This window comes from Dyella monticola (assembly GCF_003363155.1).
In the GTDB taxonomy this organism is placed as follows: Bacteria; Pseudomonadota; Gammaproteobacteria; order Xanthomonadales; family Rhodanobacteraceae; genus Dyella_B; species Dyella_B monticola.
Genome location: NZ_QRBE01000008.1, coordinates 130,419 through 150,036, shown reverse-complemented (window position 1 = coordinate 150,036; position 19,618 = coordinate 130,419). Strand labels below are relative to the sequence as shown.

20 protein-coding genes are annotated in these 19,618 nt (G+C 61.2%); all 20 read left to right on the top strand.

Annotated elements, in window-relative coordinates; genetic code table 11:
- Nucleotides 1-175: 175 nt before the first annotated feature.
- Nucleotides 176-1,414 carry a beta-ketoacyl-ACP synthase II gene (gene fabF / locus DWU98_RS14005; protein ID WP_115496177.1) on the top strand — a complete coding sequence of 413 codons (1,239 nt, stop codon included), beginning with the start codon at nucleotides 176-178 and terminating at the stop codon, nucleotides 1,412-1,414.
- Entirely contained in the window at nucleotides 1,414-2,763 is a 1,350-nt protein-coding gene (locus DWU98_RS14000; protein ID WP_115496176.1) for an aminodeoxychorismate synthase component I, read from the top strand. The genes fabF and DWU98_RS14000 overlap by 1 nt, the downstream gene beginning before the upstream one ends.
- The gene (gene pabC, locus DWU98_RS13995) at nucleotides 2,763-3,569 is read left to right on the top strand and encodes an aminodeoxychorismate lyase (RefSeq protein ID WP_115496175.1); all 807 of its coding nucleotides are present in this window, start codon (nucleotides 2,763-2,765) and stop codon (nucleotides 3,567-3,569) included. The genes DWU98_RS14000 and pabC overlap by 1 nt, the downstream gene beginning before the upstream one ends.
- Nucleotides 3,566-4,606, top strand: coding sequence for an endolytic transglycosylase MltG (gene mltG / locus DWU98_RS13990; RefSeq protein WP_115496174.1), 1,041 nt, complete (start codon nucleotides 3,566-3,568; stop codon nucleotides 4,604-4,606). Before pabC ends, mltG begins: the two co-directional genes overlap by 4 nt.
- A complete protein-coding gene (gene tmk / locus DWU98_RS13985; protein WP_115496173.1) occupies nucleotides 4,603-5,238 on the top strand; it encodes a dTMP kinase in 636 nt (211 codons plus the stop codon). The genes mltG and tmk overlap by 4 nt, the downstream gene beginning before the upstream one ends.
- Entirely contained in the window at nucleotides 5,235-6,170 is a 936-nt protein-coding gene (holB, locus tag DWU98_RS13980) for a DNA polymerase III subunit delta' (RefSeq protein ID WP_115496172.1), read from the top strand. Before tmk ends, holB begins: the two co-directional genes overlap by 4 nt.
- A gap of 25 nt (nucleotides 6,171-6,195) precedes the next feature.
- Nucleotides 6,196-7,119 carry a PIG-L deacetylase family protein gene (locus DWU98_RS13975; RefSeq protein WP_230474852.1) on the top strand — a complete coding sequence of 308 codons (924 nt, stop codon included), beginning with the start codon at nucleotides 6,196-6,198 and terminating at the stop codon, nucleotides 7,117-7,119.
- 96 nt (nucleotides 7,120-7,215) lie between these two features.
- Complete coding sequence (locus DWU98_RS13970) at nucleotides 7,216-7,569, top strand: PilZ domain-containing protein (RefSeq protein WP_115496170.1); 354 nt, start codon at nucleotides 7,216-7,218, stop codon at nucleotides 7,567-7,569.
- Between the two features lie 306 nt (nucleotides 7,570-7,875).
- On the top strand, nucleotides 7,876-8,232 hold the full coding sequence (locus DWU98_RS13965; RefSeq protein WP_115496169.1) for an NADH-quinone oxidoreductase subunit A: 357 nt from the start codon (nucleotides 7,876-7,878) through the stop codon (nucleotides 8,230-8,232).
- The gene (locus DWU98_RS13960; protein ID WP_115496168.1) at nucleotides 8,223-8,780 is read left to right on the top strand and encodes a NuoB/complex I 20 kDa subunit family protein; all 558 of its coding nucleotides are present in this window, start codon (nucleotides 8,223-8,225) and stop codon (nucleotides 8,778-8,780) included. The genes DWU98_RS13965 and DWU98_RS13960 overlap by 10 nt, the downstream gene beginning before the upstream one ends.
- Before the next feature lie 24 nt (nucleotides 8,781-8,804).
- Entirely contained in the window at nucleotides 8,805-9,524 is a 720-nt protein-coding gene (locus tag DWU98_RS13955) for an NADH-quinone oxidoreductase subunit C (protein ID WP_425480230.1), read from the top strand.
- Nucleotides 9,525-9,526: 2 nt separating this feature from the next.
- Entirely contained in the window at nucleotides 9,527-10,786 is a 1,260-nt protein-coding gene (locus tag DWU98_RS13950) for an NADH-quinone oxidoreductase subunit D (RefSeq protein WP_115496166.1), read from the top strand.
- Between the two features lie 19 nt (nucleotides 10,787-10,805).
- Complete coding sequence (nuoE, locus tag DWU98_RS13945) at nucleotides 10,806-11,333, top strand: NADH-quinone oxidoreductase subunit NuoE (protein WP_115496165.1); 528 nt, start codon at nucleotides 10,806-10,808, stop codon at nucleotides 11,331-11,333.
- Nucleotides 11,334-11,343: 10 nt separating this feature from the next.
- Nucleotides 11,344-12,666: an NADH-quinone oxidoreductase subunit NuoF gene (nuoF, locus tag DWU98_RS13940; protein ID WP_115496164.1), complete on the top strand. Its 1,323-nt coding sequence runs from the start codon at nucleotides 11,344-11,346 to the stop codon at nucleotides 12,664-12,666.
- Nucleotides 12,663-14,990 (top strand): NADH-quinone oxidoreductase subunit NuoG, encoded by a 2,328-nt coding sequence (gene nuoG / locus DWU98_RS13935; RefSeq protein WP_115496163.1) that lies wholly within the window; start codon nucleotides 12,663-12,665, stop codon nucleotides 14,988-14,990. The genes nuoF and nuoG overlap by 4 nt, the downstream gene beginning before the upstream one ends.
- Nucleotides 14,991-14,993: 3 nt before the next feature.
- The gene (gene nuoH / locus DWU98_RS13930) at nucleotides 14,994-16,022 is read left to right on the top strand and encodes an NADH-quinone oxidoreductase subunit NuoH (RefSeq protein WP_115496162.1); all 1,029 of its coding nucleotides are present in this window, start codon (nucleotides 14,994-14,996) and stop codon (nucleotides 16,020-16,022) included.
- Nucleotides 16,023-16,031: 9 nt separating this feature from the next.
- Complete coding sequence (nuoI, locus tag DWU98_RS13925; RefSeq protein ID WP_115496161.1) at nucleotides 16,032-16,523, top strand: NADH-quinone oxidoreductase subunit NuoI; 492 nt, start codon at nucleotides 16,032-16,034, stop codon at nucleotides 16,521-16,523.
- 9 nt (nucleotides 16,524-16,532) lie between these two features.
- The gene (locus tag DWU98_RS13920) at nucleotides 16,533-17,186 is read left to right on the top strand and encodes an NADH-quinone oxidoreductase subunit J (protein ID WP_196239515.1); all 654 of its coding nucleotides are present in this window, start codon (nucleotides 16,533-16,535) and stop codon (nucleotides 17,184-17,186) included.
- Nucleotides 17,183-17,488 carry an NADH-quinone oxidoreductase subunit NuoK gene (gene nuoK / locus DWU98_RS13915; protein WP_115496160.1) on the top strand — a complete coding sequence of 102 codons (306 nt, stop codon included), beginning with the start codon at nucleotides 17,183-17,185 and terminating at the stop codon, nucleotides 17,486-17,488. Before DWU98_RS13920 ends, nuoK begins: the two co-directional genes overlap by 4 nt.
- A gap of 5 nt (nucleotides 17,489-17,493) precedes the next feature.
- Nucleotides 17,494-19,614 (top strand): NADH-quinone oxidoreductase subunit L, encoded by a 2,121-nt coding sequence (nuoL, locus tag DWU98_RS13910; RefSeq protein WP_115496159.1) that lies wholly within the window; start codon nucleotides 17,494-17,496, stop codon nucleotides 19,612-19,614.
- Nucleotides 19,615-19,618: the final 4 nt, after the last annotated feature.

Here is a 19,618-nt window from a genome sequence, read left to right as displayed (position 1 = left end):
CGTGCCGTGCACTCACGTAGCGTTATCGGAAGCTGCGCCACATGGGCGCAGTTTTCGTTTCCGCAATGTGTAACGTCCGATCCCGTATGGTGTGCAGGAACGGCGCGACGCATCGCGATGTAAGGAAAGCGGGCCGCATGGCTGCGCTTTCACGAACCAGCTAGGAACTCGATCCATGAGCAAACGACGTGTGGTAGTAACCGGCATGGGCCTTATTTCGCCGGTTGGTAACGACATCGCCACCGCCTGGAACAACATCCTCAAAGGCGTCAGCGGCATCGGCCAGGTCACGCACTTTGACGCCTCCACGTATGCCACGCGCATCGCGGGCCAGGTACGCGATTTCGATCCTGCGCAATGGATCCCGCCGAAAGACATCAAGAAGATGGACCCGTTCATCCACTACGGCATTGCCGCGGGCACGCAAGCCCTGCGGGACTCCGGGTTGGAGATAACGGAAGCGAACGCGCCGCACATCGGCGTGGCGATAGGTGCCGGCATCGGCGGCCTCAACACCATCGAAGATACGTCGATCGAGCTGCACGAGAAGGGGCCGCGCCGCGTGTCCCCCTTCTTCGTGCCCAGTTCGATCATCAACATGGTCTCGGGCAACCTGTCGATCATGTTTGGCCTTAAGGGGCCGAATATCGCCTGTGTCACCGCATGCACCACCGGTGCGCACAACATCGGTCTGGCCGCGCGCATGATCCAGTATGGCGACGCGGAAGTGATGGTGGCCGGTGGCGCCGAATTCGCCACCACCGGCACCGCCATGGCGGGTTTCTGCTCGGCCAAGGCCATGTCCACCCGCAACAACGAGCCAACCAAGGCCAGTCGCCCGTGGGACAAGGGCCGCGACGGCTTCGTGCTGTCCGACGGTGCCGGTGTGCTGGTGCTGGAGGAATACGAACACGCCAAGGCACGCGGCGCGAAGATCTATGCCGAACTGGTCGGCTTTGGCATGAGCGGTGACGCTTACCACATCACTGCACCCAGCGAGGGCGGCGAGGGCGCGGCGCGCTGCATGGTCGCTGCGCTGCGCGATGGCGGCATCAATCCCGCCGAAGTGCAATACGTCAACGCGCACGGCACCTCCACGCCGCTGGGCGATCTGGGCGAAGTCATGGCAGCCAAGAGCGTGTTCGGCGATCACGCATACAAGCTGGCGATGAGCTCGACCAAGTCCACCACGGGCCATCTGCTTGGCGCGGCCGGTGGCGTGGAAGCAATCTTCACCATTCTAGCCATGCGAGATCAGGTGCTCCCGCCCACGATCAACCTGGACGAACCGGGTGAGGGTTGCGATCTGGATTTCGTACCGAACACGGCGCGCGATGCGAAGATCGATATCGCCATCTCCAACTCGTTCGGTTTCGGTGGCACCAACGGCACGCTTGCTTTCCGCCGCATCTAGTGAGCTGTATCGTTCGCAGCATCGACGGCCGGCGTGATCTCCTTGCGCCGGCCGCTGCATTTGCGGAACGCTATCCGGCGTTGCTGGAGAGCGTGACGCGTGGCAGCGCACATGCGCGTTACGACATCCTCTTTGCCTTCCCGCAATCCACGCTGACACTGACGTCTGATGGACGTGTTCATGCACCGGACGGGCGTGTGCAGGATGGACGCTTTCTCGACGCACTCGATACGGCATGGCGTGCGGAACGTTTGCCGCACAGCCTCGATGACGGGCTGCCGTTTCATGGCGGCTGGGTCATCTTGCTTGCCTATGAGCTTGCGGCGGAAATCGAGCCGACGCTTCGCTTGCATCGCTCGGACATCATGCCGGTGGCGCTGGCGGTGCGTTGTCCGGCAGCGATCATTGTCGATCATGTCCATGATCGAACGATCCTGGTCGCAGAAAGCGGGCAAGCAGCGCTGCTCGATGAGATGGAGACCGACCTTGCTACCGTGTCAGAGATAGCTCAGCTGGCGCCGCCGGCAGGCATCGAAGAAGACGCGCCAGCGCGTTTTCTGGACGGCGTGGCACGCATTCACGAGCATCTGCAGGCGGGTGATTTGTTTCAGGCCAATCTCTCGCGTGCATGGCATGCGCGTTTCATTGAGGCGCCATCGGCGGCAAGCCTTTATGCCGCGCTTCGTCGCGCCAACCCCGCGCCTTTCGCCGGATTGCTGCAGCAAAACGCGTGGGCAGTGATCAGTTCCTCGCCGGAGCGCCTGGTTCAAGTGCGCCGCGGCATGGCGCAGACGCGACCTATCGCCGGCACGCGACCACGCCTGGCGGGTGATGACGAACTGGCGCGCATCCGCGAACTCACCGCGCATCCGAAGGAACGTGCCGAGCACGTGATGCTGATCGATCTTGAGCGCAACGATCTGGGTCGCGTCTGCAAACCGGGCACGGTGGAGGTCAACGAGCTGATGGTGGTGGAGAGCTACGCACACGTGCATCACATCGTGTCCAACGTGCGGGGTCGATTGCGCGAAGGCGTCACGCCGGGCCAGGTGATCGCGGCGACATTCCCCGGCGGCACCATCACCGGTTGCCCCAAGGTACGTTGTATGGAGATCATCGCCGCGCTGGAAGACGCGCCACGCGGTGCCTATACCGGCGCACTGGGTTACCTCGATCGCAACGGCGATCTCGACCTGAACATTCTTATTCGCACATTGACCCTGCACGGCCATGAAGTGACTTTGCGTGCGGGTGCGGGCATCGTGGCTGATTCCGACGCGCTGAAAGAGCTCGATGAAACGCGTGCCAAAGCGCGCGGCATGCTGCGCGCACTCGGCGAGACCGGCTGATGATGCTGGTCAACGGCCAGCCTGGCGATAGCGTATTGGCGCTTGATCGCGGGCTGAGCTACGGGGATGGCTTGTTCGAGACCATTCGTTTCGAGAGCGATAAGGCGCCGTTGTGGACGCGTCACATGCAGCGCCTTGCGATCGGTTGTGAGCGCTTGCGCATGCCCGCCCCGGATGCTGCATTGCTTTGGCGCGAGGCCTGTCAGGCGACCGGCGAACTCAGGCAATGCGTGGTTCGCATCACCCTGACACGGGGCTGTGGAGAGCGAGGTTACGCGCTACCGGCGGTAACCGAGACCACGCGCATCGTGGCGGCGTTTCCTATGCCGCAAGTTCCCGATGCTTCGTACATTCACGGCGTCCGCCTGCATCTGTGCCGGACCGCGCTAGCCGACCAACCCTTGCTGGCGGGTATCAAGCACCTCAATCGCCTGGAGCAGGTGCTGGCACGGGCCGAATGGAACGATCCTGCTATCGCCGAGGGCCTGGTGTGCGATACCCATGGCAACGTCATTTCGGCCACGGCCGCTAATCTTTTCGCTGTCGTCGATGGCGTGCTGGTTACCCCATCGGTGGCCCGCTGCGGGGTGGCCGGTGTCGCACGCGCGGCTATGCTCGATGCGTTTGAACACTGCCAGGTTCGCGACCTGCCGCTCGAGGCGTGCCGGCGCGCGTCCGAGCTCTTTCTCAGTTCCAGTATTCGCGGCATCCTGCCTGTTCAGGCCGTGGGCGATACCGTGTACGCTCCGGGTCCTGCCGTCCGTGCCATGCAGCGGCACTGGCAAGCGTTGATGGAGCGAGCATGAGTCATAGCGTTATACAACGGGGGCGCGCGTCATGGCGTTTTGTTCTGGTGATCGTGGCGTTGGCGATCATCGGGTGCGCTGCGTGGTTCTGGCACGATTTCAGTCGCTTCGCGATTACGCCGCTGCGCGTGAGTGCTGTCGGTGAAAGCATTGATATTGAACGCGGCACCAGTTTCAAGGACATCGTGCATCAGCTACGCGCGCAAAATTTAACCACTTCTTCGCCACTTTATTGGCGTTTGCTCGCCGAAAAGATGCACGTGGCAGGGCGTCTGCACGCGGGCGAATACGCCGTTACGCCGGGCATTACGCCGCAAGTGCTGCTTACGGACATGGCGCAGGGCAAGGTCATGCAGCGCGATGTCACCATCGTCGATGGATGGACATTCCGCGACGTGCTGCAAGCGCTCGCCAAGGCCGACAAACTCAAGCACGACACCGTCGGCATGGATGACGCAGCCATCATGCAAAAGATCGGCGCACCCGGCGAAAACCCGGAGGGGCGCTTTCTGCCTGAGAGCTACGCGTACGTAAAGGGTGATAGCGACCTGGATGTTCTGCGTCGCGCGCACGAGGCCATGGACAAGACCCTGGCGACGCTGTGGGCGCAGCGTGATCCCGATTTGCCGCTGGCATCGCCTTACCAGGCACTGATCCTCGCCTCCATCATCGAGAAGGAAACAGGTCGCGCCGACGACCGTCCGCGTGTCGCCGGCGTATTCGTGCGGCGCCTGCAAAAGAACATGCTGCTGCAGACCGATCCCACCGTGATCTACGGTATGGGCTCCAACTATGCTGGCACGATCCACAAGAGCGATCTCACCACCGACACGCCTTACAACACCTATACGCGCCCAGGCTTGCCGCCCACGCCGATTGCGATGCCCGGTAAGCCTGCGATCGAGGCGGCCTTGCACCCGGCGCCGGGCGATGCGTTGTACTTCGTAGCACGCGGCGATGGCACACATGTGTTCGCCGCCACGCTTGAAGAACAAAATCGCAACGTCGCCTGTTATCAACTGAAGCACTGCAAATGAGTCGACGCGGACGTTTCATCACGCTTGAAGGCGGTGAAGGCGCGGGCAAGAGCACCTTGCTCGCCGGCTTGCACACGCACTTGCTGGAGCAAGGTGTGTCGTTAGTGCAGGTGCGAGAGCCCGGCGGTACGCCGCTGGGCGAGGCAATACGCTCGATCGTGCTGGATCCTGCGCATCTTGCGATCAGCGCGGAAAGCGAAATGCTGCTGATGTTCGCTTCGCGGGCGCAACTGGTACGCGAACGCATTCTTCCCGCACTGGATGCCGGTCAGTGGGTGCTATGCGATCGCTACGTAGATGCAAGCTATGCCTATCAGGGCGGTGGACGCGGTCAGCCGGTCGAACGTATTGCCGAGCTGGAGCGCTGGGTGTGTGCGGACGTGACGCCGGATCTCACGTTGCTGCTCGATCTGCCGGTGTCGACCGGTCGTGCGCGTGCCGCCGGTCGTGGCGCGGCCGATCGCATTGAGGTGGAGGCGGACACGTTCTTCGAGCGAGTACGCAATGCTTATCGTGAACGCGCGCAAGCACAGCCGCAACGCTTTCGCGTGATCGACGCCAGCCTGCCACCCGATACCGTGCTGGCGATGGCCATCGCGGCGACGGGACACTTGTTTAAGGTGGCCCCATGAGCACTCCGTCCTGGCACGCTGAGCATTGGGCGCGGCTGCAAGCGCGTCGACAGCGAGATGCTTTGCCGCATGCGCTGTTATTGTGCGGCCCACGTGGCTTGGGCAAGCGCGAGTTTCTAAGGCGCTTCGTACGCGGCTTGCTCTGCCAGCATCCGCAGGAGGGCGATGCCTGCGGTGCATGTCGCAGTTGCTTGTTGTTTGACGCGGGTACGCATCCGGATTACGTCGCGCTGAGCTATGGCCTTCGCAAAGATGGCGTGCAGCGCCAGGACATCGTGGTCGATCAGATTCGCGAGCTTTCCGCGCGCCTGGCCACCGCCAGCCAGTTCGGCGGCTGGCAGATTGCCAGCATCGATCCGGCTGACGCGATGAATACCGCTGCCGCCAATGCGTTGCTGAAAACCTTGGAAGAACCTGCCTCGCAAACCATGCTGATTCTGCTGGCCGACGCGCCGTGGCGTATGCCTGCCACGATTCGCAGCCGTTGCCAGTGCATCGATTTTCAATTGCCCAGATACGAACCGTCCGTGGCGTGGTTGCAGCAGGTCGGTGTGCAAGATGCCGAGATGGCCTTGGCGGCGGCCAGTGGCAATCCTGGGCTCGCGCGCATTTGGGCTGAAGAAGGTTCACTTGCGCAACGGCAGGACGTGCGCAAAGACCTCACCGCACTTGCATCCGGCCGCGGCGATGCCATGGCGATGAGCAAACGCTGGTTGGACGACGCTCCCGAACAGCGCCTGTGGTTTGCGGCGCAAGCGGTGGCCGATGAAATGCGTGCTCGCGCTACGGCGCAGTCAGCCCCGCTCTCCAGCACGCTCGATGGGGAAGCCTTGATGGCGTGGTACGAGGCCGCCAACCGCACGCGCGAGGCGTTGCGTGGTCCGCTGCGCGGCGACCTGTTGCTGCTGGAGCTGCTAGGGCGCTGGCGCTAGGGATGAGCTGAATCATGCATTTCAGGTGAGCATCCTTATGCAGCCATGGCCGGTTTCTGCGCAAACCCGTCTGCTGGTGGTGGCCCCCCATCCGGACGATGAGACGCTGGGCTGCGGGTTGTTGCTGCAGCAAGTGCTGGCCGCGGGAGGCGATGTCCGCATTCTCTTGATGACGGACGGCGACAACAATCCCTGGCCGCAGCGATTTCTGGAACGCCGTTTGCAGATCGATCTGACAGCGCGCACGCGCTGGGGGGCCAGGCGGCGCGCCGAGGTGATGCAAGCACTGGAGCGATTGGGCCTGCCAGCGACAGCGCTGCAGCCGCTGGGCTGGCATGACATGGAAGTGACGACCCGCCTGCGTGACAACTTCTCTGATTCGATCGCCGCGATATGCGCCGTCATCGAAGCATTCCAGCCCAGCCTCGTTTGCGGTCCCGCTTTGCGGGACAGTCATCCTGATCATGGTGCCGCCAACGTGCTGTGCCGTCTCGCGCTGGCTGGTACGAATCCTTCGACTGCACTGCTGGCATATCCCGTACACGGCGGTGCCGATACGCAAGGATATCCGCTAGCTGTCGACGCTACGCCCGACCAGTCCCGGCGCAAATTGGAAGCGCTGGAGGCATACCGCACCCAGATGGCCTTGAGTGGCAGACGTATGCGCCGCCTGGGACTCAGTCCCGAGCGTTATATGCAAACCGGTGGTGGGGAAGGGGATGGGCGACTGCCCTGGCGCCCAACTGCCTTGTTGCGGCAGTGGCTGCGTCTGCTGGTGGCAACCCCGGCAGGCGTCCAGGACTGGGCCTGGGGACAGGCGCCGCTTTCTCGCGACCCGGACGGAACCTTTCGGCTGCACAGGTCGGGCGCAGGACCGATCTTCGCAAAGCTTCACCTGGATTGGCCCTCGCCGTGGATTTTCGATCATTGGGGCTGGTGCGAAATATGACCGCTCAAGCCTATTCATGCTGGCTTTTTGTGAGCAGGACGTCTTTGCACGCCATCGGCCGCGTGGTTAGGATGTACTTCCACAAGGGGAGCAAGCATGAACCCGGTCGCCGCCCGTCAGGGCATCATCTCGCTGAAATTCAAGGACACGGCGTCCTTGTACAACTCCTACATGCCGTTCCTGAAACATGGCGGCCTCTTTGCGCCGACCGCGCAGCGCTACTCGCTCGGTGACGAGGTGGTACTGCTGATCAGCCTGATCGACGAGAGCGAGCGTCTCTCCGTCGCCGGCAAGGTCGTCTGGATCACACCGATCGGTGCGCAGGGCAATCGCACGGCCGGTATCGGCGTGCAATTCAACGATTCCTCTGATGGGGAAGCGGCGCGCGGCCGCATCGAAACCCTGCTCGCGGGCGCGCTCGGCTCCGAACGCGCCACGCAGACTATGTAGCCGTTTTAGCTGTGGCTGCCGGAATTTTGTCAGGGAAGGGCGTGGCAGCGTGTTCGCGTCGAGTTATTGAACCAGCCGGCGTTCGCAACATTTTATTGCAAGAAATATCCCATGCTGCGCCACACAAGGCTTGTCGTCGCACCCATGCGCACTGATACAATATCGCGATTCCCGGGCCCGCCCCGTGGATCGTCGAGCCCCCGCAGCTGTATTTCAGAGGTCGGGACAGCCCGCTGAATCGAACTCCCGGACCGTTTGCCCCGACGGTCGCTGATGCACTCATGTGGTGCGGAGGTAAGTTAAACCGTGCTTGCCGAATATTGGCCCGTTCTCCTTTTCCTTGGCGTTGCCACAGGCTTGGGTGTCGTCCTCCTGATCGTCGGCCTGCTGGCCGGCCCGCGCCGTCCGGAGTCGGAGAAACTCTCGCCGTACGAATGCGGCTTCGAGGCCTTCGAGGATGCGCGCATGCAATTTGACGTGCGCTACTACCTGCTTGCCATCCTCTTCATCATTTTCGATCTGGAAATTGCCTTCCTCTTTCCGTGGGCGGTGGTGTTCCAGCACATCGGCATCGTGGCGCTGATCGAAATGGCGCTGTTTCTGTTGTTGCTGGTGGTCGGTTTTGCCTACGTCTGGAAGAAGGGAGCGCTGGAATGGGAGTGATCTCCACCCTCGATCGGGTGATGCATAACCCGCAACCGTTGAACCTGGTGGACGATATCCTGCGTCCGGCCGGCGACAACCCGGTCATCCAACGCGGTTTCGCAACAACTTCCGTCGATGCCCTGATGAACTGGGCGCGCACCGGTTCCATGTGGCCGATGACCTTCGGCCTGGCCTGCTGCGCTGTGGAAATGATGCACGCCGGCGCTGCGCGCCTGGATCTGGACCGCTACGGCGTGGTGTTCCGTCCCAGTCCGCGCCAGTCCGACGTGATGATCGTCGCCGGCACACTGGTCAACAAGATGGCGCCCGCGCTGCGCAAGGTCTACGACCAGATGCCCGATCCGAAATGGGTGATTTCCATGGGTAGCTGCGCCAACGGCGGCGGCTATTACCACTACTCGTATTCCGTTGTACGTGGCTGCGACCGCATCGTGCCGGTGGATATCTACGTGCCGGGCTGCCCGCCTACGGCCGAAGCGTTGATCCACGGCATTCTGCAATTGCAGAAGAAAATTCGTCGTACCAGCACCATTGCGCGTTCCTAAAAGGCGCACTCAGTCATGAGCGAAATGCAAACCAACTCGCTGGCCGAGCGGCTTGTCGCGCGATTCGGCGACAACCTCACACTCTCGGTCACCCACGGCGCTGTGACGGCGGTCGTCGAAGCGTCCAACCTGCTGGTCGTCGCCACCGCGTTGCGCGACGAAGCGGGTTTCCGCTTCAGTGAACTGGTCGATCTGTGCGGCGTCGACTACCTCGGCTACGGTCAAACCGAATGGGATACTGTCGACGTGTCCGGCAATGGTTTCTCGCGCGGCGTCGAAGGCGAGGCGGTTGGCCGCTTTGCCTGGCAAGATCGCCCGCGCGATGTGGCCATACCCAAGCGCTACGCCTCGGTATTCCATCTGCTGTCGATCGATCTCAACCAGCGTCTACGCGTACGCGTGTTCTGCGATGACAACGATCTCCCCGTGGTGCCGTCTCTTATCGGTATCTGGCCGGGCGTGAACTGGTTCGAGCGCGAGTCGTTCGATCTGTACGGCATCATCTACGATGGCCACCCGGATCTGCGCCGCATCCTTACCGACTATGGTTTCGTCGGGCATCCGTTCCGCAAGGATTTCCCGCTCATCGGCAACGTGGAAGTGCGCTACGACCCCGAGCAGAAGCGCGTGATCTACGAACCCGTCTCGATCGAGCCGCGCGTGCTGGTGCCGCGCGTGATCCGCGATGACGCCGACCTGATTCAGGCCAAGGCAGAAGCCGCCGACCATTGGCGGGAGAACTGAGCATGTCGAGCCAAGAAATTCGCAATTACACGATGAACTTCGGCCCGCAGCATCCTGCTGCGCACGGCGTGCTGCGCCTGGTGCTGGAAATGGACGGCGAAACCGTCGTCCGTGCCGATCCGCACATCGGCCTGCTGCACCGCGGTACCGAGAAGCTGGCCGAGTCCAAGCCGTTCAACCAGTCGATCGGTTACATGGATCGTCTCGACTACGTGTCGATGATGTGCAACGAGCACGCTTATGTGCGCGCCATCGAAACCCTGCTGGGTATCGAAGCGCCGGTTCGCGCGCAGTACATCCGCACCATGTTCGATGAGATCACCCGCATCCTGAACCACCTGATGTGGATAGGTTCGAACGCACTCGATCTGGGCGCGATGGCGGTATTCCTGTACGCCTTCCGCGAGCGCGAAGAGCTGATGGACTGCTACGAAGCGGTCTCCGGCGCGCGCATGCACGCCACGTACTATCGCCCTGGCGGGGTCTATCGCGATCTGCCAGGGAAGATGTCGCAGTACCGCGAATCACCCTGGCACAAGGGCAAGGATCTCAAGCGCCTCAATAGCTGGCGCGAAGGCTCCATGCTCGACTTCCTCGACGCCTTCACCGCGGACTTCTCCAAGAAGGTCGACGAATACGAAGAGCTGCTTACCGACAACCGCATATGGAAGCAGCGTACCGTCGGCATCGGTGTGGTATCACCGGAAATGGCGCAGCAGTGGGGCATGACGGGCGTGATGCTGCGCGGCTCGGGCATTGCCTGGGATCTGCGCAAGAAACAGCCATATGCAAAATATGCCGACATGGATTTCGATATCCCGGTAGGTGTCAAGGGCGACTGCTACGACCGGTACCTGGTGCGCGTCGAAGAAATGCGCCAGTCCAACCGCATCATCAAGCAGTGCGCCGATTGGCTGCGCGCCAACCCCGGTCCGGTGATGGTGGAAAACTTCAAGGTCGCGCCGCCCAAGCGCGAAGCCATGAAGGAAGACATGGAAGCGCTGATCCACCACTTCAAGCTGTTCACCGAAGGCTACGGTGTGCCGGCGGGCGAAACCTACGCCGCGGTCGAAGCGCCGAAAGGCGAATTCGGTTGTTACCTGATCTCTGACGGTGCAAACAAGCCGTTCCGCGTGCATCTGCGCGCGCCTGGCTTCGCGCATCTTTCGTCGATGGACGCCCTCGTGCGAGGCCACATGCTGGCCGACGCGGTAGCGGTCATTGGCACCTATGACCTCGTGTTCGGCGAAGTCGACCGCTGAGCCCGGAGGATAAGTACACATGAAAGCCACCGGAAATTACGCGCAGGTCAAGAACGTCGATCCGCGCATCGTGCTCAACGAGCACACGCGCCACCATATCGATCATTGGCTCACCAAATTCCCGCCGGATCGCAAGCGCTCCGCGCTGATCCAGGCGCTGTTCGCCGCGCAAGAGCAGAACGACGGTTATCTCACCGATGAGCTGATCACCGCGGTCGCCAAGTACATCGACGTGCCTGCAGTGTGGGCCTACGAGGTCGCCAGTTTCTACTCGATGCTGGAAACCACGCCCGTGGGCCGCAACAACGTTGCGATCTGCACCAACATCTCCTGCTGGCTCAATGGCGCTGAAGACCTCGTGCGTCATTGCGAGAAGAAACTCGGCATCAAGCTCGGCGAAAGTACGGCGGATGGCCGCGTGTATCTGAAGAGCGAAGAAGAATGCATTGCCGCGTGCGTCTACGCACCGGCGATGACGGTCAATGGTCACTACCACGAGCGCCTCACGATCGAAAAGATCGATGAGATCCTCGATGGTCTCAAGTAAGGGCAGGGCAATGGCAGTCGGACCCGCACCCCAGGAGCACCAGGTCGTCTACACCACGCTGCATTTCGATAAGCCGTGGTCGATGGACAACTACCAGCAGGTGGATGGTTACAAGGCGTGGAGAAAAATCCTCGCTGAGAAGCCCGATCCTGCTTCTATCGTCGAGATCGTCAAGAACAGCAACCTGCGTGGCCGTGGCGGCGCGGGCTTTCCTACCGGTTTGAAGTGGTCCTTCATGCCCAAGGGCAGCATGCAGAAGTACATTCTGTGCAATTCCGATGAATCGGAGCCCGGTACAGCGAAAGACCGCGACATCCTGCGCTACAACCCTCACTCGGTGATCGAAGGAATGGCTATCGCCTGCTACGCCACCGGTTCGAGCGCGGCGTACAACTACCTGCGCGGCGAATTCCATCACGAGCCCTTCGAGCATTTCGAAGAGGCACTGAAGGAAGCCTACGCAGCCGGTCTGCTAGGCAAGAACATTCAGGGCACCGGTATCGATGTGGACATCTATGGCGCACTCGGCGCCGGTGCCTACATCTGCGGTGAAGAAACGGCGCTGATGGAATCGCTGGAAGGCAAGAAGGGCCAGCCGCGCTTCAAGCCGCCATTTCCGGCCAATTTTGGTCTGTATGGCAAGCCCACCACGATCAACAACACCGAAACGTATGCGTCGGTGCCTGCGATCCTGCGCAATGGCGCGGAGTGGTTCCTCAATCTCGGCAAGCCGAACAACGGTGGCCCGAAGATCTTCTCGGTATCCGGTCACGTCAACAAGCCGGGTAACTTCGAGATTCGTCTAGGCACGTCGTTCAAGGATCTGCTCGAGATGGCCGGGGGTGTTCGCAACGGCAACACGCTGAAGGCGGTGATTCCTGGCGGCTCATCCATGAAGGTGCTCCCCGCGGACACCATGATGGAATGCACCATGGATTACGACAGCCTGCAAAAGGCCGGTTCGGGTCTGGGTTCGGGGGCAGTGATCGTGATGGACGACACCACCTGCATGGTGAAGGCTTGTCATCGCATCGCGCGTTTCTACTTCAAGGAATCCTGCGGCCAGTGCACGCCGTGCCGTGAAGGTACCGGCTGGATGTATCGCGTGCTCACGCGCATCGTCGAAGGCAAGGGCACGCAGGACGATCTGCATCGCCTGAAAGCCGTGGCCGGTCAGATCGAAGGCCACACCATTTGCGCGTTCGGCGAAGCTGCCGCATGGCCGGTGCAGGGGTTCCTGCATCACTTCTGGAATGAATTCGAATACTACGTTCAGCACGGCCGGTCGATGACCGAAGACCGTCTCGCCGAAACTCGTGGAGTTGCTGCATGAGTGCGCAGCCAGCCAATACCGCACCTGATCTGGTCAATGTCGAGATTGATGGCAAGCCTACGCAGATCCGCAAGGGCGCGATGATCATCGAAGCCGCCGACAACATCGGCGTTGCGATTCCACGCTTCTGCTATCACCGCAAGCTTCCCATCGCCGCCAACTGCCGCATGTGCCTGGTGGATGTGGAAATGGGCGGTCGTCCCATGCCCAAACCCCAGCCGGCGTGCGCTACGCCCGTGGCCGAAGGCATGAAAGTCACCACGCGTTCCGACAAGGCGCTGAAATTCCAGCGCGACGTGATGGAATTCCTGTTGATCAACCATCCGCTCGACTGCCCGATTTGTGATCAGGGCGGCGAGTGCGAGCTGCAGGACATCGCGCTCGGCTACGGGCGCAGCGTGTCGCGCTACACCGAGCGCAAGCGCACCATCGCTGACGAAAACCTCGGTTCGCTGGTCGCTACCGAGATGACCCGCTGCATCCAGTGTACGCGTTGCGTGCGCTTCACCAGCGAAATCGCCGGTACGTATGAACTCGGCGGCATGAGCCGTGGCGAGAATCTGCAGATCGGCACCTACATCGGCAAAGCGCTGGAGACCGAGCTTTCCGGCAACGTCATCGACGTTTGCCCGGTCGGTGCGCTGACCAATAAGCCGTTCCAGTTCAAGGCACGCGCCTGGGAATTGATCGCCAAGCCGTCCATCGCCTATCACGATGCGCTCGGTTCCAACCTGTGGCTGCATACGCGTCGCGGCGAAGTGTTGCGCACGGTGCCGCGCGACAACGAAGCTATCAACGAATGCTGGCTATCCGATCGCGATCGTTATAGCCACGAAGGCCTCTATGCGGCTGACCGCGTGCATGCGCCTGAAGTGAAGCGCAATGGTCAGTGGCAGAAAACCACGTGGGACGACGCGCTCACCGTTGCGGCTGAAGCGCTGAAGAGCGTGCCGGGCAGCGATCTGGGCGTGCTGGTGCACCCGTCCACCACGAGCGAGGAGGGCGATCTGCTGGTTCGCCTCGCACAAAGTCTGGGCAGTGCGCACATCGATCATCGCCTGCGCCAGCTGGATTTTGCCGACAACGCCGTGGCGCAGACCTTCGCCATGCCGGCCGCTGACGTGGACAAGGTGAAGGCGGCGCTGCTGGTCGGTTCGGACCTGCGCTATGAAATGCCGTTGCTCAACCATCGCATCCATCAGGCGGTGAAGAAGGGCGCGAAGGTCTACGCCGTCAATCCGGCGGAATTCAACTTCAATTACAGCCTGGCCGGCGAAGCCGTGGTGCCTCCGCACTATCTGGTCGATTCGCTGCTGGTATTGGCGAAGGTTGCGATCGAGGCAGGCGCAGCGCAGCCGGGTTTCATTTCCCATGAATCGCTGGCGCCGCTGCAGGTTACCGACAAGGCGCGCGAAGCGGTTGCATCACTGAAGTCTGGCCAGTCCGTGATCATCCTCGGCGATGCCGCAGTCACGCATCCGCAAGCGTCGTGGCTGCGCGCAGTCGCGCGTTTTATCGCCGAAGCCACGGGTGCGGCTTACAACGAATTGCCGGTCGGTGCCAATGGCCTGGGCCTCACGAAGGTGGGTGTGCTGCCGGGCAATGGCGGCCTCCACACGCAAGCCATGCTGGCGCAACCGCGCAAGGGCTATCTGCTGTATGGCCTGGAGTTCCCGCACGACTTCGCCGATGGCGCGGCAGTTACCAATGCTTTGAATGGTGCTCAGCACATCGTCGCATTCAGCGCTTTCGCCAATGCGGCATTGCGCGACGTCGCGGACGTGATCCTGCCGATCGGTCTGTTGCCGGAAATCGCGGGCACGCTCGTGAACGTGGATGGCCTTGTGCAGCGCGTGGAAGCGGGCGCCAAAGCGCCGGCGGATGCACGCGCGGGCTGGAAGGTGCTGCGTGCACTCGGTGGGCTGATGAAGCTGCCGGGCTTCGAATTCGACGATATCGCCGGTTTGCGCGAAAGCTTGGTCGAGCGCAAGGCATCAACGTCCCAGGGGCTGGCCGAACGCAAGCCAGTACAGGGCCTGAGCCGCCTCGCCACGTGGCCGATCTACCGCAGCGACGCCGTTGTCCGACGTGCCAGTTCGCTGCAGGCTCATCCGCTCAATCGTGCATTCGCCGTGCGCTTGAATGCCGATGAAGCGCAGCGTCAGGGTCTGGCAGCTGGCGACAACGTCAAGCTCGTCAACGGCGTGCTGCCGCTACTCATCGATGACACGGTGCCCGATGGCGCTGCATGGATCGAGGCCGCTCACGATCAGACCGCGACGCTGCCGCCGTATGGCGCGGCCATCACCTTGAGCAAGGCGTAACTCATGGCCGATCAACTTATCAACCAACTCCTGCTGCCGCTTCTGTACACGCTTTGCGTCGTGCTGCCGCTGGTTATCGCGGTGGCTCTGTACGTGTGGTGGGAACGCAAGGTCATCGGTTGGATGCACGTGCGCATGGGGCCCAACAAGGTGGGACCCTTCGGTTTGCTGCAGGCCTTCGCGGACGTGGTGAAGTTGCTTCTGAAGGAAGTCATTCTTCCCACCAGTGCTAATAAGTCCCTGTATTACCTTGCCCCGCTGATTGCACTGGTACCAGCGCTTGCTGCCTGGGCGGTCATCCCATTCAGTGACAAGGCGGTGTTGTCCAATGCCAACGCTGGCCTCTTGTATCTGTTGGCGATGACCTCGCTGGGCGTATACGGCATCATTCTCGCGGGCTGGTCTTCGAACTCGCGTTACGCACTACTGGGTGCCATGCGTTCGGCAGCGCAGGTGATTTCGTACGAACTGGCGATGGGCTTGTGCCTGGTGTGCGTACTGGTGCTGTCGGGTAGTTTGAATCTCACCGACATCGTGCACGCGCAGGCGGGTAGCAAGGGTTTGCTCGACTGGTTCTGGCTGCCGCTGCTGCCGGTATTCATCGTCTACTTCATATCCGGCGTGGCTGAAACCAACCGTGCCCCATTCGACGTCGCGGAAGGTGAGTCGGAAATCGTGGCTGGTTTCCACGTGGAGTATTCGGGTTCGGCGTTCGCACTGTTCTTCCTGGCCGAATACGCCAACATGATCCTGGTCAGCTTCCTGGCCTCGATCCTGTTCTGCGGCGGTTGGCTGAGCCCGTTCCCAGCCAGCGTGCCCGTATTGGGCGACGCCAACCCCGTGTGGCTGGCCATCAAAGTGTTTGTATTCGCCACCTTGTTTCTGTGGTTCCGTGCCACTTTCCCGCGCTATCGCTACGACCAGATCATGCGCCTGGGCTGGAAAGTGTTCATCCCCATCGGCATCGTCTGGGTGCTCGTGGCCGGCTGCATGAAGTACTACGGCTGGGTTCACGTCGGCACGGGAGGCTAAGGAAAACACATGTCCCGCGTTACCAACTATTTCAAGAGCCTGCTGCTCATCGAGCTGCTGAAAGGCATGGCGCTCACGCTTCGGTACATGTTTTTGCCGAAATACACGATGCGCTACCCGATGGAGCACATCCCCAAGTCCAACCGTTTCCGTGGTCTGCATGCGTTGCGCCGTTACGCCAACGGTGAAGAGCGTTGCATCGCGTGCAAGCTGTGCGAAGCGGTGTGCCCGGCGCTGGCGATCACGATCGATTCCGCGCCGCGCCCTGGCGATGGCCAGCGCCGCACCACGCGTTACGACATTGACCTCTTCAAGTGTATCTACTGCGGTTTCTGCGAAGAGAGCTGCCCGGTGGACTCGATCGTCGAAACGCACATTCATGAGTACCACTTTGAGCACCGTGGCGAGAACGTGGTGACCAAGCCACAGCTTCTGGCCATCGGCGATCGCTTCGAGGCGGAAATCGCGGCGGCTCGCGCTCAAGACGCGGCTTACCGCTAAGGACATACCATGATCGACACGTCCTTGTTCCAACTCATCTGCTTCTATGCCTTCGCCGCAGTTACCGTGGTGGCGGCGCTTTCGGTGATCACGCTGCGCAACTCGGTGCATGCCGTGCTGGCGCTGGTGCTCACCTTCTTCAGCACGGCCTGCATCTGGATGCTGGCCGAGGCAGAATTCCTTGCCATAGCGCTGATCGTGGTTTACGTCGGTGCAGTGATGGTGCTGTTCCTGTTCGTGGTGATGATGCTGGATATCGACCAGGAAAAGCTGCGTGAGGGCTTCGTCAAATTCCTGCCCGTCGGCCTGGTTGTGGCGGCTGTGATGTTGGTGGAAATGCTTGGCCTGATCGGCGTGCGCTTCATGCATGCGCAGACCATGGGCGATAACCCGGCGACTGCCGCAGGCATGTCCAACACTGCATGGCTTGGCATGGCGCTTTACACGCAATACCTACTACCGTTCGAGGTCGCCGCGTTGATTCTTACGGTAGGTGTGATCGCCGCGGTTGCGTTGACGCTGCGTCATCGCGTTGGGGCGCGCAAGCAGCATCCGAGCGAACAGGTTGCCGTCAAGGCGTCCGATCGCGTGCGCATCATCAAGATGGCAGCGGAGCGCCCGACCGATAGCCAGCCGTCGCCGGCCCAGGAGTCCAAGCCATGATTACGCTTTCGCATTACATCGTGTTGGGCGCGATCCTGTTCTGTATTTCGGTGGCGGGCCTGTTCATCAACCGTAAGAACGTGATCGTGTTGCTGATGGCGATCGAGCTGATGCTGCTTGCCGTCAATATCAATTTCATCGCCTTCTCGCGCTTCGGTCATGACGTGGCAGGGCAGGTCTTCGTGTTCTTCATTCTCACAGTGGCTGCGGCGGAATCCGCCATCGGCCTGGCGATCCTGGTCTTGCTGTTCCGTAACCGCAGCACGGTCAACGTTGCCGAAATCGACAGCATGAAGGGTTGAGCATCATGGAACTTTCCTCCTCCATCCTGTTGACCATTGCACTCGCGCCGCTCGTCGGTTGCGTGCTCGCTGGTTTCTTCGGCAAGCAGATTGGCCGAGTGGGTGCGCACAGCATCACTATTCTGGGCCTGCTGATCTCCTTTGGCCTGTCGTTCTATGTGCTCTATCAGATCGCTTTCGCTGGCGCGCCGGTCTACAACCACAACATTTATACCTGGTTCGAAATCGGTAAATACACCGGCAGCGTAGGCTTCCTCATCGATCGCCTCACCGCGATGATGATGGTGGTGGTGACCTTCGTGTCGCTGCTGGTGCATGTGTACACCATCGGCTACATGGCGGATGACCCGGGCTACCAGCGCTTCTTCAGCTACATTTCGCTGTTCACCTTCTCGATGTTGATGCTCGTCATGAGCAACAACTTCCTGCAGCTGTTCTTCGGCTGGGAAGCAGTGGGTCTGGTGTCGTATCTGTTGATCGGTTTCTGGTTCAAGCGTCCGACGGCGATCTTCGCCAGCCTCAAGGCGTTTGTCGTCAACCGCGTGGGCGACTTCGGCTTCCTGTTGGGTATCGCGGCGGTCCTGTATTTCCTCGGCACGCTGGATTACGCCACTGCGTTTGCCTCCGCGCCTACGCTGGTGGGCAAGACCCTCACGCTCACCCAGAACATTCACTGGGATGCGGCGACGGTGATCTGCATCCTGCTGTTCATCGGTGCGATGGGCAAGTCCGCGCAGGTGCCGCTGCATGTGTGGCTGCCTGACTCGATGGAAGGTCCGACCCCGATCTCCGCGCTGATCCACGCCGCGACGATGGTGACCGCCGGCATCTTCATGGTGGCGCGCATGTCGCCGTTCTATGAGCTGTCGGAGACCGCGCTGAGCGTCGTGTTGGTGATCGGTGCGACCGGTGCGCTGTTCACCGGCCTGATCGGCATCGTGCAGAACGACATCAAGCGCGTGGTGGCGTATTCCACCTTGTCGCAGCTTGGCTACATGACGGTCGCGCTGGGTGTCTCCGCCTACGCTGGCGCGGTGTTCCACCTGATGACGCACGCGTTCTTCAAGGCGCTGCTGTTCTTGGGTGCGGGCTCGGTGATCATCGCTATGCACCACGAGCAGGACATGCGTTACATGGGTGGCCTGCGTAAATACATGCCGATCACCTGGATCACGATGTGGGTCGGTGCGCTGGCGTTGTGTGGTGTGCCGTTCTTCTCGGGTTTCTACTCGAAGGATGCGATCATCGAGGCGGTGCATGACTCCCATCGCTGGGGTGCAGGCTACGCGTACTTCTGCGTGCTGGCTGGCGCATTCGTGACGGCTACCTACACGTTTCGCCAGATGTACATGACCTTCCATGGCAAGGAGCGCTTCCGCGTCGAGCATCATCATCACGATGCACACGGGCATGGCCATGCCAAGGACACGCACGCGCACCATCACCCCGTGCATGCCGACGTTGCTGGTCTGCACGCGCACGCCATGACGGACGATCCGGCCAAGCATGGCGACCACGGTGGCCACGAGCCGGGTGTGCTGGAACATGCGCCGAAGGAATCGCCGTGGGTGGTGACGCTGCCGCTGATCCTCTTGGCCATTCCGTCGCTGCTGGTTGGCGCGGTCACCGCGAAGCCGTTGCTGTATAGCGGCTGGTTTGGCGGTGCCATTCACGTCAACGAAGCCAACAATGTGCTGGGCGAGATGGCGAAGGAATTCAACGGCTGGGCTTCCGCCGGCCTGCAAGGATTGACGCAGCCACCGTTTATTCTGGTGGTGATCGCCTTCCTTATCACCACGTACATCTATCTGTTCAACCCGGCGATGGCCGGCAAGATCAAGACGGCATTCAAACCGATATGGACCATCCTCGATCGCAAATTCTGGGTCGATGAGATCTACTTCGCGATCTTTGCGCGCGGTGGCGTGAAGCTGGGACGCATGTTCTGGAAGGGTGGTGATGCTGCCGTCATCGACGGCGTGCTGATCGACGGTTCGGCAAGTCTGGTGCAGCGCATCGCCGCGGGCATGCGTCGCGTCCAATCCGGTTATCTGTATCACTATGCGTTTGCGATGATCCTCGGACTGATCCTGCTCTTGGGCGGGTATTGGTTGATCGGGCAATAAGGGA

Excerpts from the sequence above, each read along its gene's own strand:
- fabF (WP_115496177.1), top strand. The coding sequence starts at position 176 with ATGAGCAAACGACGTGTGGTAGTAACCGGCATGGGCCTTATTTCGCCG.
- pabC (WP_115496175.1), top strand. The coding sequence starts at position 2,763 with ATGATGCTGGTCAACGGCCAGCCTGGCGATAGCGTATTGGCGCTTGAT.
- mltG (WP_115496174.1), top strand. The coding sequence starts at position 3,566 with ATGAGTCATAGCGTTATACAACGGGGGCGCGCGTCATGGCGTTTTGTT.
- tmk (WP_115496173.1), top strand. The coding sequence starts at position 4,603 with ATGAGTCGACGCGGACGTTTCATCACGCTTGAAGGCGGTGAAGGCGCG.
- holB (WP_115496172.1), top strand. The coding sequence starts at position 5,235 with ATGAGCACTCCGTCCTGGCACGCTGAGCATTGGGCGCGGCTGCAAGCG.
- DWU98_RS13970 (WP_115496170.1), top strand. The coding sequence starts at position 7,216 with ATGAACCCGGTCGCCGCCCGTCAGGGCATCATCTCGCTGAAATTCAAG.
- DWU98_RS13960 (WP_115496168.1), top strand. The coding sequence starts at position 8,223 with ATGGGAGTGATCTCCACCCTCGATCGGGTGATGCATAACCCGCAACCG.
- DWU98_RS13955 (WP_425480230.1), top strand. The coding sequence starts at position 8,805 with ATGCAAACCAACTCGCTGGCCGAGCGGCTTGTCGCGCGATTCGGCGAC.
- DWU98_RS13950 (WP_115496166.1), top strand. The coding sequence starts at position 9,527 with ATGTCGAGCCAAGAAATTCGCAATTACACGATGAACTTCGGCCCGCAG.
- nuoE (WP_115496165.1), top strand. The coding sequence starts at position 10,806 with ATGAAAGCCACCGGAAATTACGCGCAGGTCAAGAACGTCGATCCGCGC.
- nuoF (WP_115496164.1), top strand. The coding sequence starts at position 11,344 with ATGGCAGTCGGACCCGCACCCCAGGAGCACCAGGTCGTCTACACCACG.
- nuoG (WP_115496163.1), top strand. The coding sequence starts at position 12,663 with ATGAGTGCGCAGCCAGCCAATACCGCACCTGATCTGGTCAATGTCGAG.
- nuoH (WP_115496162.1), top strand. The coding sequence starts at position 14,994 with ATGGCCGATCAACTTATCAACCAACTCCTGCTGCCGCTTCTGTACACG.
- nuoI (WP_115496161.1), top strand. The coding sequence starts at position 16,032 with ATGTCCCGCGTTACCAACTATTTCAAGAGCCTGCTGCTCATCGAGCTG.
- DWU98_RS13920 (WP_196239515.1), top strand. The coding sequence starts at position 16,533 with ATGATCGACACGTCCTTGTTCCAACTCATCTGCTTCTATGCCTTCGCC.
- nuoK (WP_115496160.1), top strand. The coding sequence starts at position 17,183 with ATGATTACGCTTTCGCATTACATCGTGTTGGGCGCGATCCTGTTCTGT.
- nuoL (WP_115496159.1), top strand. The coding sequence starts at position 17,494 with ATGGAACTTTCCTCCTCCATCCTGTTGACCATTGCACTCGCGCCGCTC.